Below are 18,951 nucleotides of genomic sequence, written 5' to 3' on the forward strand. Positions count from 1 at the left end.
TATCCAGTTTTTTTAATACGCTTTGCATTGTGAGGTCCTCAATGTCTTACATGTCGTTGATGCGTTGCATCAAGTCATAGATAGGTTCGCCACGATAGGACTCGTGCATGCTTTTAACCTGCTCCTGAAACAGGGTTTTATCCGGATAAACCACTTCGACACCGGCAGCTTGTACAGCGGCCAGAGCTTCCTGTGTATCCCGTGCCCAGAGTTCACGCTGAAAATCGACTGATTCATCCATCGCCTGCTGCAGCCAGATCTGTTGCTGTTCACTGAGGGTGCTCCAGACATAACTGCTGATCAACATCACATCCGGCACAGAGGTGTGCTCATCAATCGTAAATAATTTGCATACTTCAAAGTGCTTGGAGAGATAAAAGCTTGGCGGGTTATTTTCGGCGGCATCCACTACACCTTGTTGCAAGGCCGTATAAAGCTCACCCCAGGAAATAGGCGTTGCAGAGCCACCCAAGGCTTGAATCATACGCACGGAAGTCTGGCTTTCCTGTACGCGAACTTTTAATCCGGAAAGATCTGACGGTGTGCGAATTGGTTTGCCGGTGCCACATTGACTGTAAAAACTGCGGCTACCGGCATCGTAATAGCCGATGCCGCGCAAACGTTTGTCTTCCCCTTTGGCAAGCATGCCTTTACCAACATCGCTTTCCAGAAAACGCCACAGATGTTCTTCATTGCGAAACACGTAAGGAATACTGAAGATGCGCATCTCCGGCACAAAACCTTCCATCGGGCTGGCAGAGACTTTGGTCATGGCAAGGCTGCCCACTTGCAGCAGCTCAATTAATTCACGCTCGGAACCTAACTGCCCACTGGGATATACATCGACACGCATGGTACCGCCAGACAATTCATGCAGGCGCTCACCCATAAATACCATGGCTTTATGAACGGAGGTGGTTTGATCGAGGTTATGACCCAGCTTGAGAATTTTGACGTTATCTTTCACGCCGCAACTCATCAGTAAGCCGGTTAAACAAACAATACCCAGGGTGCGCAACAAACGTTTTTTTGGTTGATATCTTGGTTGATGTTGATACAAAGTTTCCATAATCGTTTTTCTCGTGTTGACTGCTTTTCTGGCTCATGGTGCGCAACGCACATGGCCGTCTTATAATATTTTTGTGTTGTTTTACCCGAGAGAATACGGTTCTCACAGCTGTTGTAGTTATGTATTGAGTTATGTTATGTCCTTGGGGATTTTCGCAGATAGCAAAAGTGCCTCGGGTGAGGAGGCACTTTGCAGGGAACAACAAAAATCAATCCAGGTTTCTGACGATAGTCTCCACCATTTTTTTCGCATCACCGAATAACATCATGGTGTTGTCCTTGTAGAACAACTCATTCTGCACACCGGCGTAACCCGATGCCATACTGCGTTTAACGAAGAGCACAGTGCGCGCTTTTTCCACATCGAGGATCGGCATACCGAAGATCGGACTGGCCGGATCACTCTTGGCAGCGGGGTTGGTCACATCGTTGGCACCAATCACAAACGCCACATCGGCGGTCTGGAATTCATTGTTGATGTCTTCCAGCTCAAACACTTCATCGTAAGGCACGTTCGCTTCTGCCAATAACACGTTCATATGGCCCGGCATACGGCCGGCAACCGGGTGAATCGCGTAACTGATTTTGACACCGGCTTTTTTCAGTTCATCACACATCTCACGCAACGCGTGTTGCGCCTGCGCTACTGCCATGCCATAACCGGGTACGATAATGACGGAACCGGCATTCTTCATAATGAACGCCGCATCTTCAGCGCTACCCTGTTTTACCGGGCGATCATCGACACCACCGCTGGCACCGGCCGCCGCCGAATCGCCACCAAAGCCGCCGAGGATAACATTGAAGAAGGAACGATTCATACCCTTACACATGATGTAAGACAGAATTGCGCCGGAAGAGCCGACTAGTGCACCAGTAACAATTAACGCATCATTATGCAAGGTAAAACCGATACCGGCCGCTGCCCAACCGGAGTAGGAGTTGAGCATGGAAACCACCACTGGCATGTCTGCGCCGCCGATCGGAATAATCAGCAACACACCAATCACAAAAGCCAATGCAGTCATACTCCAGAACACCCAGGGCGCCTGCTCAAAGCAGAAAAACACAATCAGTCCAATAATTACCAAACCGATTATCGCGTTCAGGATATGTTGTCCACTGAAAGAAACGGGTGCACCGGAAACCAAACCTTGCAACTTGGTAAACGCGATAACGGAGCCCGAAAACGTGATCGCACCAATGACCACACCCAGGCCCATTTCGATACGGCTGGCAATAAAGATTTCACCGGCAGAATCCAACAGCCCGAAGGCTGCCGGATTACTGAAGGCCGCGCCAGCTACCAGCACCGCCGCCATACCGACAAGACTGTGAAAGGCGGCGACCAATTGCGGCATCGCGGTCATGGCAATACGTCGTGCGGTAATCACACCGATCACCGCACCGATCGCCAGCGCAATAACAATCCAGCCGTATGAATCAACTTCGGGACTCAACACTGTTGTTACAACAGCAATGAACATCCCGATCATTCCGTAAAAATTTCCAGCGCGGGAAGACTCCGGTGAAGACAATCCGCGCAGCGCCATGATGAACAACACCGCCGCTACCAGATAGGCGAGCGAGGTAAGGTTTGCATGTAATTCTGTCATGATGTTCCCCAATGATGATGTGCGGATTTATTTTTTCTTTTTGTACATGGCAAGCATGCGATGCGTCACGGTAAAGCCGCCAAAAATATTAATTGCAGCTAACACCATTGCACCAAAGCCAAGGACTTTGGACAGACTCATCTCTGCTGGCCCGACAGCAATCAAAGCTCCGACAATAATCACACTGGAGATCGCATTCGTTACCGCCATCAAGGGCGTATGCAGCGCCGGTGTCACACTCCACACCACGTAGTAACCGACAAATATTGCCAACACAAAGATCGATAATTGAGAAATGAAATTCGCTTCCATAAATCCCCCTAGGCATTCGCCGGCTGAAAGTTGGGATGAACCACCTGACCGTCACGCGTCAAGGTCGCCGCTGCAACAATTTCATCTTGCCAATTGATGTTAAGCGCTTTCTCTTCAGCGTTCACCAGGGGCGTGAGGAAATTCAACAGGTTCTTGGCATAAAGCGCACTGGCATCGGCAGATAGACGGCTGGGAATATTGAACAAACCAATGATGGTTACACCATTAATTTCAATAACTTCACCGGGTTTGGTCAGCGTGCAATTACCACCCTGCTCTGCCGCCAGATCCACAATCACCGATCCGGGGCGCATGCTGTGCACCATTTCGTCGTTGATCAATGTAGGCGCTTTGCGGCCAGGAATCAGCGCTGTACAAATCGCGATGTCCTGTTTCTTCAGGGTTTCTGCCACCAACTCGGCCTGGCGACGCTTGTAGTCGTCACTCATTTCTTTGGCGTAACCGCCGGCGGTTTCTGCATTGGCCACTTCTTCACTTTCCACCATGACGAATTTGCCACCGAGACTTTCCACTTGCTCTTTCGATGCGGCACGCACATCGGTTGCACTGACAATCGCGCCGAGTCGTTTCGCCGTCGCGATAGCTTGCAACCCGGCAACGCCCGCACCCAATACCATCACGCGCGCCGGCGCAATCGTACCCGCCGCCGTCATCATCATCGGCATGGCGCGGTCATAAACATTCACCGCTTCCAACACGGCGCGATAGCCGGCCAGGTTACTTTGAGAACTGAGCACGTCCATACTTTGCGCGCGTGTAATACGCGGCACAAATTCCAATGCCATTGCCGTTACACCGGCAGTGGCATATTGCTGAATAGCGTCGGGGTCAGCATAGGGAGATAAAATAGCGATGAGCAGTGCGCCGCGTTTCATCAGCGCCAACTCATTGGGACCATCCTCGCCCGCCAAAAGGGGACGCTGGACTTTCAGGACAACATCGGCATCCGCCAACAACTGCGCGAGATCACCAATTATTTTTGCACCGGCGGCTTCATAAGCCGCATCAGTAATCCGGCTTGCTTCACCGGCACCTGCTTCTACAGCTACATCAATACCTAAGGCAACAAATTTTTTCACCGTCTCTGGTGTTGCGGCCACACGACGCTCGTGGGCACGACGCTCCCTGGGTATGGAGATCTTCATAGGACACTTCCCTCTAAGTAGGTCTTTTGATTGCAAACAAATACCTCTCGCGACTGTTAAATCACAAGAAGTTTTCTGTAGCAAGCACGCCTTTATAATATGGCACTTAAATTGGGCCAGCTCAGAACAATTCACTATAAGCAGGAATGGCTTGGCTGACTTCTCAATCTGTGCTTTTTCATGATGGTCAGACATCAAGGTCTGACTCTTCTCTCTCACCGTCAGTGCGGCGTTTAAATACGCTTTAGTGGATGCAAAACACTAAAACGCAATCTCCAGTTGCGTTGGTTGTATTTATGCACGATGCGAGCATCGCGCAGCAGCCGGAGACCTTTCTTCTAACCCTGCATGATGATTATCGCGACGCGGTTGAGACGCACAACTCACCTGCATAAGTTACTTATACAACGGCACCAATTTTCCAGGGATTAAATTCGTTATCCCCGTAACCCAGCAATTCGCTTTTGGTGGATTCACCGGATGCAACGGCAAGCACGTCGGCAAAGATTTTTTCTCCACACTCCTGCAAGGTGTACTCACCATCCAGAATGCCACCGCAGTTGATATCCACATCTTCTTTCATTCGCTCAAATAATTGCGAATTGCTGGCCAACTTGATACTGGGAACCGGCTTGAAACCAAAAGCAGATCCGCGCCCGGTGGTAAAACACACCACGTTAGCACCGGAAGCCACCTGGCCAGTGACGGATACCGGATCGAAGCCAGGGCTATCCATAAACACCAGCCCTTTTTCTTTCACTTCTTCCGCGTACAAGTACACACCAGTCATCTGGGTCGAACCACTTTTGGCTTGAGCGCCGAGTGATTTTTCTAAAATCGTCGTCAATCCACCGACCTTATTGCCAGGCGAAGGATTGTTATTCAATTCAAAACCGTTGCGCTCGGTGTAATCTTCCCACCAACGAATTCGCTCCAATAATTTTTCTGCCAATTCAGGGGTTGCTGCGCGCTGGGTCAGCAAATGCTCCGCACCGAAAATTTCCGGCGTTTCCGAATAAATAACGGTGCCGCCGTGACGCACAAGGATATCGCCAGCAATACCCAATGCCGGGTTGGCGGTGATACCAGAGAAAGCATCCGAACCACCACATTGAACCGCCAAGGTTAGCTCGCTGGCAGGAACAGGTTCACGTCTGGCCTCGTTAACCAGCGGCAGCATCGCGCGCAGGGTTTCAATACCTTTCTCAATAGCGATGCGCGTACCGCCCACTTCCTGAATGGTGTAAGCAAAAAAAGTTTTGGTATCCGCCAGGCCGCTTTCTTCCATAACACGCTGAACCTGCATGGTTTCGCAGCCAAGCCCAACCATCATCACACCACCGAAATTCGGATGACGCGCATAACCATCAAACGTGCGACGCAGGGTTTCATATCCCTCACCATCCGAGCGCATACCGCAGCCCGTTTCATGGGTAAACGCCACGACACCATCAATATTGGGAAATGATTTGAGTTCGCCCGAGAAAGTGAAATGTTGGGCGATGGCGCGGGCAACGGTCGCAGAGCAATTTACGGTGGTGAGAATACCGATGTAATTGCGTGTTCCGACTTTGCCGTTAGCGCGACGGTAGCCTTTAAAGGTTGCACGCTGTTCTGGCGCCACAAATTCAGTGGGCACCGCATTGCGGCAAAAACCATAATCTTTTTCGAGGTCGCCCATCACACAATTATGGGTGTGGACATGGTCGCCGGCAGCAATGTCAGTGCTGGCAAAGCCAATCACCTGGCCATATTTCAGAATAGCTTCGCCCTTGGCAATTGGCATCAAAGCGACTTTGTGCATCGCCGGGATATCGGCACGCAAGGTGAGATTATTTTCGATCAGGGTAATTCCGGCAGGTAAAGCGGCTTTGCTGACACCGACATTATCCTGTTCGTGTAAATGAATAATACTGCTCAAGATTGCAACCTACGGTGAGTTTTCGGTCGATTGTACAAATTCGCCAGATGATTTTTGTTATAGGAGAAGTGTTACCGACTGTAGAGAAAAAAACAGGCGCCTTGCGGCGCCTAAATATCGGCAATGGTATTCGGTCAATACCAATTTCAATCTATCACCGATGGGAATAGTCCCGCAATAACGAACGCCAGCGTTATCTCAACCCCTGATTTCCGGTTAAACAAACTATGTCCAGCATGACAGCGCTGTCAATCTCAAAATCATTCACTCTGGCGCAACCAGAGTCCGCGCTCGCCTCGCTTTATTAGGAGCAAATTATTTCGCTAAGTTTTGAAAAAAAATTCTCTTTTTTTGTAAAGAAAACGGTAAAACATTTTCTCGGCGCAATATGTAACCGTTTACAAGAATAAAAATAATTACATGAAACCGATTACACCTTAAAATTAGTGACAGGGAAACTAATAAAAGGTGACAAAATAGAAATTTCACACTAAAAAGATATTGATTTTCCTGGCAGCGGAATACACAATGAAAAAACGGCATCAATGAATACATCAACCGGATAGCCGCTTCTGCCAATAATCGATTTACGCACCAGGCTTACTAAAACAATTTAATTGACCCGCAGGGTGTTTTGGCAGAACGGAAATCAACCATAATTTTCTTCATTGATGCAGTGTTAGTTGTCTGTGCCTGAACACGATCATTACTGACTCGAAAGTTAGCGAACACGCAACGCTCAACGAATATATAAAAGAGAGAGACAGGTGAGAGAGCTTCGTCCCGCAAAGATCAGTCGTCGTACATTTTTGGTGGCTACCGCAGGTAGTGCTATTGGTTGCGCCGTTCTTGATCAGCAGTCCAGCGCCCCCCAAGTTTCTGGTGATGCCCAGCACCACCAGGCTTGGGAGATGGCGTCCACTATTCGTCAGCAAACCATTGTTCCAACATTTCCTGATCGCCAATTCAATGTTCGCGATTACGGCGCGATTGATGATGGCAAGACCAACAATAGCGTCGCCTTTGCGCAAGCCATTGCTGCATGTCACGAAGCCGGCGGTGGTCGCGTCGTCGTACCGGCAGGACGTTTCCTGACCGGCCCGATCCATTTGAAGTCCAATGTGAATCTGCACCTTGAACCCGAGAGCAGAATTCTCTTCAGCACTGATCCAAAAGATTATCTCCCCGCCGTCTTTACCCGCTGGGAAGGTGTGGAACTGATGGGTTATTCCCCGCTGATCTACGCTTACGAACAAAAGAATATTGCTGTGACCGGCAGCGGCACACTGGATGGCCAAGCCAACCGTACTACCTGGTGGCCCTGGAAAGGCGGCGCCTGGGTCGGCGGCACCAACTGGGGGCTTCCCGGATATCCCACCCAAGATGAAGGGCGAACGAAATTATTTGCCGAAGCCGAACAAGGTGTACCACCGGAGCAGCGTCTTTATGCCGACGGCGCTCACCTGCGCCCGCCTTTTTTCCAACCTTACCGTTGCGAAAATGTATTGATTGAAGGCGTCACCATTACTGGTGCACCTTTCTGGCTGATCAACCCTGTGCTGTGTGAAAGCGTCACCGTCAAGGGTGTCACCTGCGCCAGCCTCGGACCTAACTCCGACGGCTGTGATCCGGAATCCTGCAAAAACGTTGTGATTGAAGATTGTTATTTCGATACCGGCGATGATTGCATCGCCATCAAATCCGGTCGCAACAACGACGGTCGTCGTCTGAACACTCCTGCGGAAAATATTCTTATTACTGGCTGCAAGATGCGCAGCGGTCACGGTGGCGTTGTCATCGGCAGCGAAATTTCCGGTGGGGCGCGCAACATTTTCGTTGAAAACTGCCAGATGAGTAGCCCTGATCTTGAGCGCGGCATCCGCATCAAGACCAATTCCATGCGCGGCGGCATCATCGAAAACTTCTATATTCGCAACATCGAAATCGGCGAAGTGAAAAATGCGTTGGTCATCGACTTTCATTATGAAGAAGGTGACGCTGGTGACTTCGATCCCACGGTACGCAACATTGAAATTCGCAATCTCGTTTGCCAAAAGGCCGAGCGCGTATTCCAGGTACGCGGTTTTGAACGCGCGCCCATCCGCAACCTGCGCATGATTAACAACACGTTTGTTTCCGTCGATGAAATTGGTGATATCGAACACGTTGAAAATTTTGTCGCTCAAAACGTTACGATAGAAGGCAAAACTTTTAAAGTCGGCTAGAGTGCAATAAAACTTTCTATTTATTCCATCGCTTTCAAAGCTAACTTTTCATTTTTTGTCGCAATTAATAACAAAAGACAAGGGACCTAAAACAAAACTGAAGTGGCATGACGAAGAAGTTTTTATAAATACGTCATCTGGCTTCTGTATAACAAGCCTTGTTCTCGAAGGAATTGTTAGGTGTTGAATTCATTCACCACCAAACATAAGGCATCACAACGCTCGATGTGATACATCAAAATAATATACAGGGGAAAAACAATGAGACAGTTCAAGATCAATCCGCTGGTGTTAGCTATGGCAGTTGTACTGCCGGCAACCGTGCACGCACAAGATAATTCCAATGAAACTATTGAAGAAGTTGTGGTAACTGGCAGTTTCCGGGATAGTTTGGCTAATGCGTTAAACCTGAAAAGAAATTCTGCCGGTGCTGTCGATGCAATCGTTGCAGAAGACATTGCAGACTTTCCTGATTTAAACCTCGCTGAATCGTTACAGCGTATTCCTGGTGTGGCTATTTCTCGTGTAGCGGGCGAAGGCCGACAAATCTCCGTCCGTGGTTTGGGTGGTGACTTTACCCGCACCAAGATCAATGGGATGGAAGCTATTGCTACGGGTGGTTCAACCGATGCTGCCGGTGGCGCGAACCGGAGCCGCAGCTTTGACTTCAATACATTCTCTGCAGATTTATTTAGCAATTTAACAGTGCGCAAAACAGCATCCGCTGACCAAGAAGAAGGTTCTCTGGGTGCCATTGTAGATATGCAGACCACCAAACCTTTCGATTTGGGAGAGTTTACTCTCACAGCTTCAGGTCAAGTTGGATACAACGACCTTTCAGAAGAAACTGATCCTAAAGCAGCGTTTTTAATCAGTAATACATTTGCCGACGACACCATAGGTGCTCTGCTTTCAGTATCTTATTCCGAACGCAACATTCAGGATGAAGGAGCAAGTACTGTCCGCTGGGATAATGTTAATGACTTCCCAACCTACCAAGGAAACGCTGATAATCCTGCAGTAGATGGTGAACCCATTGACCAGATCAATGAGGCATTCCGTCCACGCCTTCCCCGCTATGATTCATATATTCATGAAATGGAGCGTTTGGGCGTTAGTGGTTCTTTACAATTCCGTCCAACTGACGTTACCGAAATCAGTTTAGATGGTCTGTACGCGAAATATGATGCAACTCGAAATGAAGTTTTCATGCAAGGCATTCTAAATGGTAACAGCCAAACCGGTGCCATGAATGTCCTGTCTTATCAGATAGATGACACCAATACCTTAACCGCAGCCTCTTTCGAAAATGCCACTATTCGCTCTGAAAATCGATTTGATGAGCTCTCTACCGAATTCACTCAAATAACCTTGCATGCGAAGCATGAGTTTACTGACTCATTTCGTATCGACGGGATGGTAGGTAATGTTACCTCTGAATTTGATAATCCAGTTCAGACAACTATTGTGGCTCAAAAAACCGGGATCGATTTTGCTTACGACTACAGCGGTAGCAACCGTGAAGATCCCATCCTGGAATTCGGTAGTGAAGTATCTGAATTAGATGGCTGGAGTTCCAATAGCGTTCGTTTGCGTCCGTTAAGTGCCGAAAACACTTACGATGCAGCACAGGTAAATCTTGAATACGATATCAATGACAGCCTCACCATCAAAGGTGGCATTAACTATAAAAACTTTGAGTTTGAAACGACAGCGGCTCGTCGTGGCTCAGAAGATGGAGCAAGTCTCGATCTTGATGGTTACATGATGCCGTATAACTCCGGACTAGGTTCCAACAATCCGTGGGCCGTACCTAACCTGAATTTGATAGCAGCGGATTACAGCATTTACAGCAACAGCGGTGATTTTGAAGTCTTTTTGAGAGAAGTTGAGGACTACTCTATCGCCGAAGAAACGATTGGTGGCTACATCCAATTGAGCTTTGATTCTACAATTGGCGAAACGCCTGTAAGAGGTGATATTGGTATACGCCAAGTTGAGACAGATGTTGAGTCTACCGCCTGGACATCCGACGACCAGCAAGTAACGGGAACTCACAACTACAGCGACACACTCCCTTCTGTGAATCTGGTGTTCGAACCAATCGAAGATGTACTTATCCGTTTAGGTTACTCTGAAGTGCTAGCTCGGGCCGGATTAGGAAACCTACTGCCAAATACCAACATTAGTGTGTCCGGCGGCTCCAGAAGCGTAAGCTCTGGAAACCCCGCGCTAGAACCAACTCGCGCTGCAGCATATGACCTTGGGGTTGAGCTGTACATGTCCGAAGAGTCCGTCTTGGGACTGGCAGTCTTCTACAAAGATATTGAGACCTTTGTTCAAGGTGTAAGGGAAACTCGTCCGTTCACTACTACCGGTTTACCTGTACAGCTCGCAATCGATGCATGTAATGCCGGCCCCGGTTATGGTCCAGACTGTAACGAAAATATTGAGTGGGATGTTAACTCACCAATCAATGCACCAGGCGGCGATCTGTATGGCTTTGAGTTGAGCTATCAAACCCCGTTCACCTTCCTGCCAGGGTTCTGGAGCAACTTCGGTTTCATCGGTAACTTTACTTATGTTGAAGCTGAGCAGAACTTCCTTAACTCTGACGGTGAGGTTGTTGCAACACGCTCCTTGCTAGGCCTTTCGCAGGATACCACCAGCGGTACTTTATATTACGAGAACGACGCATTCAGTGCTCGTGTATCGGCGGTCCATCGTGCAGGCTATTTAACTAACGCCACCGGACGCAACAACAATGATCGCGAAGGTACCAATCCCACAACCAATATCGACCTCAGCGCTTCATACCAGCTCAATGACAATCTCAAATTTACATTTGAGGCTCTGAATTTGACTGATGAAGCAGATGACCAATGGGTTGATTATTCCGGTAATCGTTTATCCTACTACCACACTACCGGAACTCAATATTATCTGGGCGTACAATACAAGTACTAATTAAAAGTACTTTGTTAGACCGAAAAGGGATGCCGGTTTTCCGGCATCCCTGTTTGATTCTTCGGGCCAGTTTTTTTGTAGCTCATGGCGGGGAAGTTCAATTCAAAACCTTGTCGAATTTTTTAGTCGTTAGCGCCACTCTTCTTAACGAAAGCGTTAGCCGACACTCTTGCACATGGCAGTATTTGCCGCCACTATCATGATGGTGAGATAAATTTAACCTTCATTTTCTATTTCAAATTACATTATTGACCAGCCGAAAAAGGTGAATCCATTGAAACGAAAAAAAATGGCAAACATTGGCGGATTAGTGTCCGGCAGCTTATTGCTGGCTTTGATCGCAGGTTGCGATTCGGGTAAACCGACGACGGAAACATCCGTCGCTACAGTATCCAGCAGCGCGGCCAGTGCAGCGGTTTTGGCGCAGGCAGAAATTGCTAACTCAACAGATTTTGCTCGCCCCCGGGAGCCTGTTTACTTCAGTCTTTATGATCTCGGCCTGGAAGCACAGGACGCCCAGGTAGAACATCTTATTGCCAAAGAAGGTGAGCAACGTCTGCCAACGCAGTTAGTTGATCGCGATGCAGATGGCACCCCGGATGATTTGCTGGTTACGCTGGATTTTTCACCGGCACAAGAACGCAACATCACCATCCTTTCCGATACCGAAGCCGATGCGTTGGAAATTGCCAAGCAAACCCAGGCCGAAATTTCCCATAAAGTCGGTGGCGAGTGGCAGGACAAAAAATATATCGGCGGTACATTTCAAAATGTTAAAGAGTTGACCCCGCCACCGCAGTACACCGATCACTCTGAATATATTCGTTACGAAGGTCCGGGCATTGAATCCGATAAAGTAGGCTACCGGATTTATCTCGACTGGCGTAACGGCTTCGATATTTTTGGCAAGAAAACCAGCGATATGGTTTTGCAAAATGTCGGGCAAGATGGTTATCAGTCTTACCATGAGCCTGCCGACTGGGGCATGGATTTATTAAAAGTGGGTAAATCTCTGGGAGCCGGTGGCTACGGATTCTGGAACGGCAAAGAAGTCGAACTGGTCTCCAAGGTTGACCAATGGACCGCTAAAGTGGTTGAAGACGGTCCGCTCTATTCCGCACTGAACCTGACCTACAAAGGCTGGGAAATCAACAATCAGAAGCTGGATTTGGTCAGCAACCTTTCGATGACTGCTGGCAGCCGTTTGGTGCATACCCGTTTAAGTATGTCAGAAGAATTACCTAATCTTGCCATCGGCATGGTGAAACATCCCGGCACGAAATTGTTACAAGGCAGCCAGGAAGTCAGTGGTTACGCCTGGACTTATGTCGCTAGTTGGGGCAAACAAAGTTTAAGTGGTGAAGACGATTATCTGGGCATGGCTATTCTTTTCCATCGCCAGAGTCGCATAGAGCAAACGGAAGATGCCAACAGTTACGTCTCTGTTATGGAGCCTACCGATGGCGAGCTTGAGTACTACTTCCTTGCGGCATGGGATGGCGAAAAAGACGGGATTAAAACTGAAGAAGAATTTGTGGCGTATCTGGAACAGGAAGTGAAACGCCTGACCGTCACGCCGCGCGTTCGTTTTGAAAGCAAACTGAGCGAATCGGCAAAATCATTTCCCATCACTGCCGATGCGGCGTTGAATTGGAGCAAGCGTCTGGTGGATTCGGAACTGGAACGTAAAACCTTGAATTATCACTACAATGGCTGGGACGAAAATCGTCGTCGCAAGCCCAAATTTGAATATGATATTCACGGCTTGCAGATTCTGGCGCTGGAAGAATTGGCCAAGGTTTCACCTGATGCTCGTTATGATGATGTTGCTGAAAAAGTAACGGGAAGTTTTATTACGGATGAAGGTGACATCCGCGAATACGATATCAAAAATTACAACATCGACAGCGTTATGCCTGGCATGGTGGTGTTGAGTCTGTATGAAAAAACCAAAGATGAAAAATATCGCAAAGCCGCTGACCTGTTGCGTAAGCAGTTAAAGGAACATCCACGTACCAGCGAAGGTGCCTTTTGGCATAAACAGTCCTACCCTCATCAGGTTTGGCTGGACGGTGTCTACATGGGCATGCCATTCCTGGCACGTTACAGCGTGATGTTTGAAGATGGCGAAAGCCTGGAAGAAGTTGTCAAAGAGTTTAAACTGGTGCACGAAAAGCTGCGCAATCCGGAGTCCGGGCTTTATTACCATGCCTGGGACGAATCCAAACAAATGAACTGGGCCAACAAAGAAACCGGTTTGTCCGAGTTTTATTGGGGCAGAGGTTTGGGCTGGTTAACCATGGCCTTGGTTGATGTGCTGGATTATATTCCGGAAAACAATACCGAGCTGCGCAAGCCCTTATTGGATATGGTGACTGAACTGGCAGCGGATTTACGTCGCTATCAGGACCCGGCCACCGGCACCTGGTTTCAGATTCTGGATCAACCGGAACGCGTCGGAAATTATCGCGAGTCCTCAGCCAGCGCCATGTTCACCTATTTCTATGCCAAGGCAATTAATGAGGGCTATATTCCGGATTCATATCGTGCCACCGCGCAACAGGCTTATGACGGTTTGATCAAGGAATTTGTTACCGTGCACCCGGATGGCTTGATCAGCATGACCAACCAATGTCTGGTTGCCGGCCTGGGCTTTGGTCGCGATGGTAGCTACGATTACTATATGAGTGAGCGTATCTACGAGAATGATCCGAAAGGTAACGGGCCATTCATACTCGCGGGCATAGAAATGTACAAGCTGCTTGGCGATAACGCATCACAATAAATAATAAGCCATACCTGTAAACCGTATTATTGAACAATCAACCTGGTAACGCTGAAGGTTTTATTATGAAAATTGTGGAAGAACGCTTTGCCGTTCATATGGACGATTTCAAACATTACGACACTGAAAAATTGCGCAAGCATTTTTTGGTCGAGAAAATTTTTGAAACCGATGAAGTACTCTTTACTTATACACACTATGAGCGACTGATGGTCGGCGGTGCTATGCCGGTGAACAAGGTCATCAAACTGGACCCGGTGTATCAGCAAAAAGCCGACTTCTTTTTACAACGTCGAGAGTTGGGTGCTATCAATATCGGTGGTAGCGGCAAGATTACTGTCGACGGCACTGAGTATAAGATTAACACCAAAGAAGCCTTGTACATTGGTCGCGGCGCCCAGGATGTCAGCTTCAGTAGCGACGACGCCAGCAACCCGGCAAAATTTTATTTGAATTCAACGCCGGCACATCACGCTTACCCGACCAAAAAAGTCGGCAAGGAAGACGCCAAGGTGTTGAATATGGGCTCGTCCGAAACCTGTAATGAACGCAATATTTATCAGCTGATGATTGCCGGCGTGGTGGACACCTGCCAATTGCAGATGGGCATGACCGAACTGAAAAGTGGCAGTATCTGGAACACCATGCCGGTGCATACCCACAGTCGTCGGATGGAAGCGTATTTTTATTTCCAGATTCCGCAAGACCAAGCCGTTTGTCATTTTATGGGCCCAGCCCATGAGACCCGGCATATCTGGGTGGGCAACGAACAAGCGGTGGTTTCACCGCCCTGGTCCATGCACTCCGGCGCAGGCACAGCCAATTACACATTCATTTGGGGTATGGCCGGCGAGAACCTGGATTACACCGATATGGATTTCCATAAGCCCAGCGACTTGAAATAAGGATCGACTCATGACACATCCTCTGTTTGATTTAACCGGCAAGATTGCGGTGGTCACCGGCGCTACTCACGGCTTGGGCATGTCCATGGCCTGTGGGCTTGCCAGCGCCGGTGCGACATTAATTATCAATGGCAATTCGTCACAGGAAAAAATCGACAACGCGGTGGCGGCTTATCGCGAGAAAGGTTTTAAGGCTTTCGGTTATAAATTTAATGTAACTGATGAAGCGCAAGTGATAGCAGCTGTTGATCAGATTGAAAAAGATCACGGCCCGATCGATATTCTGGTTAATAACGCCGGCATCATTAAACGCATTCCATTACTCGATATGCCGCTGGAAGAATTTGAAGAAGTCATCAAGACTGATCTCACCGGTGTATTCACCATGACGCGCCCGGTGGCTCGCAAGATGGTGGAACGTCGCTCCGGCAAGATCATCAACATCTGCTCCATGATGAGCGAACTCGGCCGCAATTCCGTCGGCGCCTACGCTGCCGCCAAAGGTGGCTTGAAGATGTTGACGCGCAATATGGCGACCGAATGGGCCAAATATAACGTGCAGGTGAATGGTATTGGTCCAGGATATTTTGCGACCAGCCAAACCGCGCCGATTCGTGTGGATGGCCATCCGTTTAATGATTTCATCATCAATCGCACACCGGCCGGTAAATGGGGTGATCCGGATGACCTGCAAGGTGCCACCATCTTCCTGGCGTCGAAAGCAAGTGACTTTGTGACCGGGCAAATCGTCTATGTTGATGGTGGCATTCTCGCCACCATTGGCAAGCCTTCCAACGAAGCCTGACAACTTTTTCTCCTCTGTTTTTTTGTTCATCTTGATAACCGCTGCTTCGGCAGCGGTTTTTTTATGTGTGGCACACAACAAGGCGGTGTCTGTCAGCCGAACCGGCTCTATTTTGCTTTGTCTAGAATTCCAGACATAAAACTGCCTGCCAACAAACACGCCGCCGTTCCGGGTAATACAAAGCGTGGGAGGGAGAATGGAGAAAGAAATGAATCTGACCGCAGTCCTGGATGAAATCGAAGAAAATATTGACGGTGATAAAATCACATTCGGCAAGATCGTCGATGAATTTGAAGACCGGGGTTATGGCCCTCTGTTATTAATTGCCGCACTGTTCATCATGTTGCCTACCGGTGGAATCCCGGGTATTCCTACCTTGCTCGCTGTAATTATTATTTTTATTGCCGCACAACTCACGTGGGGTCGTTCCACACCCTGGCTGCCAAACAAGCTGCGCAGCATCAGTTTTGATAAAGCGAAATTCAGTAGCGCGGCCAATAAACTCAAACCGGTCACGCGCAAAATCGATTATGTGCTTCGGCCGCGACTTAAACGCTTCGCAAAAAAGCCGATGACTCGCATTATCGGTGCCGTCATTATTGTACTGTGTTTGTTTATGCCGTTTCTGGAGATCATCCCTTTTGCCGATGTCATCCCTTCATCGTCCATTGTTATTATCAGTCTTGGCCTGACGGCGCGCGATGGTGTCTTTACCCTCGTTGGACTTAGTGCCGCGTTTATTATGCTTGGCGGCGCAGCGATCTGGTTGCTGTAATTAACATTTAATTTTCAGTGTAGGCTTCAAGTACATTGTTGAGAAAGCGCTGCCCAAGTGCTGTGGTTTTTATTACACCTTGATCCAGCTGCACCAAACCCTTTTGCATCAACTCAGACCACTGCGGCTCCAGCGCATTAAGCGGCAGGCCCGTCCGCTGATGAAAATAATCTACCGGTACGCCATCCACCAGGCGCAGTCCATTCAACAAAAATTCCAGCGGCAATGACGTCTGTTGCAGAATTTCTCCACCGCCAGCATAAGCGTTGCTATGCCCATAGATACTCTGGGTAATTCTGTCGCGGCTTTGCAGGTAATGCTTGGGCAAACGCGTTTTCCACAATCGCATAATATGCGCTTGTATCGGCAAGGTGATCTTGCCGTGGGCGCCGGCACCGATGCCAAGATAGTCGCCGAATTGCCAATAATTAATATTGTGTCGCGCTTGCCTGCCCGGTTGTGCATAGGCGGAAACTTCATACTGTCGATACCCGGCTTGCGCCAATAGCGCAATACCTTCATCCTGAATATCCGCCAGAATTTCTTCATCCGGTAAACGTGGCGGCGACGAATAAAAAACGGTGTTTTGCTCGATGGTCAGCTGGTACCAGGACACATGTTCCGGCGCTAACAGAATTGCTTGTTGCAAATCAGCCTGTGCATCAGCCACGGATTGTTGGGGTAAACCGTGCATTAAATCGAGGTTGATATTATCGAAGCCGGCGGCGCGCGCCATCTCCACTGCACGCAAAGCTTCGTTGCGCCCGTGCACACGCCCAAGTAACGTCAGTTGTGTGTCATTAAAACTTTGGATACCGATCGACAAGCGATTCACACCGGCCTGGCGAAAACCGCAAAAGCGTTCCTGCTCAAAGGTACCGGGATTTGCTTCCAGGGTAATTTCTATATCGTCATCAAACCCGACCAACTGCTCGGCGTCCTGCAAGATTTGTTCGATGGCTTTGGCGGAAAAAATACTCGGCGTGCCTCCACCAAAAAAAATACTGGTTAATTTGCGGCCCTGCACTAAAGGCAAATCCTGTTCCAGATCAGCGCGCAACGCTGCGACATAATCTGCTTCCGGCGCCTCGTCATTGGCTTGATGCGAATTAAAATCGCAATAGGGACATTTGCGAATGCACCAGGGAATATGAACGTAAAGAGCCAAGGGAGGAAGTTGCAGCATGGCGAGTCCTGCTGGTGATACAGCAATAAAAATGTAAAAAAATGCCGTTAAACAACGGCTGAAAAATCTTTCGTCGCGGTTCTAACGAGCTTTCAATGTGGCCAGCAATTGTGCCATGGCAATGCCGCGATGACTGATGCGATTTTTTTCAGCTTTATCCAACTCAGCCGCAGCGCAATTGTGGGTCGGGACAAAGAACAAGGGATCATAACCAAAACCACCCTCCCCGCGCGGCGTACTGAGGATGCGCCCTTCCCAAACACCATGGCAAAGAATCGGCGTGGGGTCTTCCGCATGCCACATAAATGCCAGCACGCAGTGGTAACGCGCGGTGCGCTGGTCTTCCATTACATCATTCAATTCCTGAAGGAGTTTAGTGTTATTGGCTGAGTCCGATGCCTGAGTGCCGGCGTAGCGCGCCGAATAAATTCCCGGTCGACCATTCAACGCGTCCACCTCCAGGCCTGAGTCATCAGCAATCGCTGGCAAGCCGGTGTGTTGGCACGCATGGCGCGCTTTAATAATGGCGTTTTCAACGAAGGTCAATCCGGTTTCGTCTGCGTTATCAATCTGGTAAGCCGATTGCGGTATTACATCGAACCCACAGTCAGCCAGTAATTGTTGGAACTCACGCAACTTGCCGGCATTACCGCTGGCGAGAATAATTTTTTGGCTCATAGAAAACACAATCACTCTTCAGTGTGCAGGTTACGGGTAAAACGCACGGTAAACGGCGCAGACTCGGTTTCAGCCTGCACTTGCACGGCAAAATTAATCACTTCTTCGTTGGTGTGACGCAGCGGCGCAAGGTAATAAGTCGCATCACCTTCAGCAATGGTTTTGAATTCCAGCGTGCGTTGTTGTTGGATTAGATTGGTCGCCGTACCGCTCACCCTGGCGGGCAAACCCAAGGTGGTTTTTCCGTCGACAGTTTGGGTGAGGCTAATGTTAATCAACGTTTGATTGCTCGCGCGTGTCAGCCCGTAAATCTGCGCAATCTCGGGGCTGATAAACGTGCTGTTAAACGTGCTGAAATGGACCGTGTAATTGCCAAATTTTTGTGAGGTTTCCACGGGTTTCAGTTGGTCGGTTTGAGCCTGGCTTGCCAGAGCGGGTAGCAACAGCATGAAAACCCACAGATGGAGGCGAAAAGAAAGGGCACGAAAAAGAAGAGCGCGAAGATGTGACATTGCCATGAATCTCCCAACGGACAAAAGTGC

Annotated in this window: 14 protein-coding genes; 6 read left to right on the forward strand and 8 right to left on the reverse strand. The window is 48.9% G+C overall.

Annotated elements, in window-relative coordinates; all coding sequences use genetic code 11:
- Positions 1–46: 46 nt before the first annotated feature.
- The 5 genes from CBR65_RS11460 to CBR65_RS11480 form a co-directional block, all read right to left on the reverse strand.
- A complete protein-coding gene (locus tag CBR65_RS11460; protein ID WP_087466971.1) occupies positions 47–1,069 on the reverse strand; it encodes a TRAP transporter substrate-binding protein in 1,023 nt (340 codons plus the stop codon).
- 208 nt (positions 1,070–1,277) lie between these two features.
- A complete protein-coding gene (locus tag CBR65_RS11465; RefSeq protein WP_087466972.1) occupies positions 1,278–2,684 on the reverse strand; it encodes an NAD(P)(+) transhydrogenase (Re/Si-specific) subunit beta in 1,407 nt (468 codons plus the stop codon).
- Positions 2,685–2,711: 27 nt separating this feature from the next.
- Positions 2,712–2,996 carry a proton-translocating transhydrogenase family protein gene (locus tag CBR65_RS11470; protein WP_087466973.1) on the reverse strand — a complete coding sequence of 95 codons (285 nt, stop codon included), beginning with the start codon at positions 2,994–2,996 and terminating at the stop codon, positions 2,712–2,714.
- Between the two features lie 8 nt (positions 2,997–3,004).
- On the reverse strand, positions 3,005–4,162 hold the full coding sequence (locus tag CBR65_RS11475) for a Re/Si-specific NAD(P)(+) transhydrogenase subunit alpha (RefSeq protein WP_087466974.1): 1,158 nt from the start codon (positions 4,160–4,162) through the stop codon (positions 3,005–3,007).
- A 400-nt stretch (positions 4,163–4,562) separates the two neighbouring features.
- The gene (locus CBR65_RS11480) at positions 4,563–6,083 is read right to left on the reverse strand and encodes a UxaA family hydrolase (protein WP_087466975.1); all 1,521 of its coding nucleotides are present in this window, start codon (positions 6,081–6,083) and stop codon (positions 4,563–4,565) included.
- A 767-nt stretch (positions 6,084–6,850) separates the two neighbouring features.
- Between CBR65_RS11480 and CBR65_RS11485 the strand changes: the two genes are divergently transcribed.
- The 6 genes from CBR65_RS11485 to CBR65_RS11510 all read left to right on the forward strand — a co-directional run bounded on the left by CBR65_RS11485 (position 6,851) and on the right by CBR65_RS11510 (position 16,545).
- The gene (locus tag CBR65_RS11485) at positions 6,851–8,308 is read left to right on the forward strand and encodes a glycoside hydrolase family 28 protein (protein ID WP_198300721.1); all 1,458 of its coding nucleotides are present in this window, start codon (positions 6,851–6,853) and stop codon (positions 8,306–8,308) included.
- Between the two features lie 261 nt (positions 8,309–8,569).
- Positions 8,570–11,275 carry a TonB-dependent receptor gene (locus CBR65_RS11490; RefSeq protein ID WP_087466977.1) on the forward strand — a complete coding sequence of 902 codons (2,706 nt, stop codon included), beginning with the start codon at positions 8,570–8,572 and terminating at the stop codon, positions 11,273–11,275.
- Between the two features lie 274 nt (positions 11,276–11,549).
- Complete coding sequence (locus CBR65_RS11495; protein ID WP_232461175.1) at positions 11,550–14,060, forward strand: glycoside hydrolase family 88 protein; 2,511 nt, start codon at positions 11,550–11,552, stop codon at positions 14,058–14,060.
- A gap of 65 nt (positions 14,061–14,125) precedes the next feature.
- On the forward strand, positions 14,126–14,965 hold the full coding sequence (gene kduI / locus CBR65_RS11500) for a 5-dehydro-4-deoxy-D-glucuronate isomerase (protein ID WP_087466979.1): 840 nt from the start codon (positions 14,126–14,128) through the stop codon (positions 14,963–14,965).
- A 10-nt stretch (positions 14,966–14,975) separates the two neighbouring features.
- Entirely contained in the window at positions 14,976–15,770 is a 795-nt protein-coding gene (locus CBR65_RS11505; protein WP_087466980.1) for a gluconate 5-dehydrogenase, read from the forward strand.
- Positions 15,771–15,978: 208 nt separating this feature from the next.
- Positions 15,979–16,545 carry an exopolysaccharide biosynthesis protein gene (locus CBR65_RS11510; protein ID WP_157672047.1) on the forward strand — a complete coding sequence of 189 codons (567 nt, stop codon included), beginning with the start codon at positions 15,979–15,981 and terminating at the stop codon, positions 16,543–16,545.
- Positions 16,546–16,552: 7 nt separating this feature from the next.
- Here the strand turns inward: CBR65_RS11510 and hemW are convergent, their stop codons facing one another.
- The 3 genes from hemW to CBR65_RS11525 all read right to left on the reverse strand — a co-directional run bounded on the left by hemW (position 16,553) and on the right by CBR65_RS11525 (position 18,858).
- Entirely contained in the window at positions 16,553–17,731 is a 1,179-nt protein-coding gene (hemW, locus tag CBR65_RS11515; protein ID WP_087466982.1) for a radical SAM family heme chaperone HemW, read from the reverse strand.
- An 81-nt stretch (positions 17,732–17,812) separates the two neighbouring features.
- Positions 17,813–18,409 carry an XTP/dITP diphosphatase gene (locus CBR65_RS11520; RefSeq protein ID WP_087469040.1) on the reverse strand — a complete coding sequence of 199 codons (597 nt, stop codon included), beginning with the start codon at positions 18,407–18,409 and terminating at the stop codon, positions 17,813–17,815.
- Positions 18,410–18,420: 11 nt separating this feature from the next.
- On the reverse strand, positions 18,421–18,858 hold the full coding sequence (locus CBR65_RS11525) for a DUF4426 domain-containing protein (RefSeq protein WP_232461177.1): 438 nt from the start codon (positions 18,856–18,858) through the stop codon (positions 18,421–18,423).
- Positions 18,859–18,951: the final 93 nt, after the last annotated feature.

Origin of the sequence: Cellvibrio sp. PSBB006 (assembly GCF_002162135.1) — a bacterium.
GTDB lineage: Bacteria > Pseudomonadota > Gammaproteobacteria > Pseudomonadales > Cellvibrionaceae > Cellvibrio.

Coding starts and splice junctions, on each gene's coding strand:
- CBR65_RS11460 (WP_087466971.1), bottom strand. CDS start 1,069: ATGGAAACTTTGTATCAACATCAACCAAGATATCAACCAAAAAAACGT.
- CBR65_RS11465 (WP_087466972.1), bottom strand. CDS start 2,684: ATGACAGAATTACATGCAAACCTTACCTCGCTCGCCTATCTGGTAGCG.
- CBR65_RS11470 (WP_087466973.1), bottom strand. CDS start 2,996: ATGGAAGCGAATTTCATTTCTCAATTATCGATCTTTGTGTTGGCAATA.
- CBR65_RS11475 (WP_087466974.1), bottom strand. CDS start 4,162: ATGAAGATCTCCATACCCAGGGAGCGTCGTGCCCACGAGCGTCGTGTG.
- CBR65_RS11490 (WP_087466977.1), top strand. CDS start 8,570: ATGAGACAGTTCAAGATCAATCCGCTGGTGTTAGCTATGGCAGTTGTA.
- kduI (WP_087466979.1), top strand. CDS start 14,126: ATGAAAATTGTGGAAGAACGCTTTGCCGTTCATATGGACGATTTCAAA.
- CBR65_RS11505 (WP_087466980.1), top strand. CDS start 14,976: ATGACACATCCTCTGTTTGATTTAACCGGCAAGATTGCGGTGGTCACC.
- CBR65_RS11510 (WP_157672047.1), top strand. CDS start 15,979: ATGAATCTGACCGCAGTCCTGGATGAAATCGAAGAAAATATTGACGGT.
- hemW (WP_087466982.1), bottom strand. CDS start 17,731: ATGCTGCAACTTCCTCCCTTGGCTCTTTACGTTCATATTCCCTGGTGC.
- CBR65_RS11520 (WP_087469040.1), bottom strand. CDS start 18,409: ATGAGCCAAAAAATTATTCTCGCCAGCGGTAATGCCGGCAAGTTGCGT.
- CBR65_RS11525 (WP_232461177.1), bottom strand. CDS start 18,858: ATGCTGTTGCTACCCGCTCTGGCAAGCCAGGCTCAAACCGACCAACTG.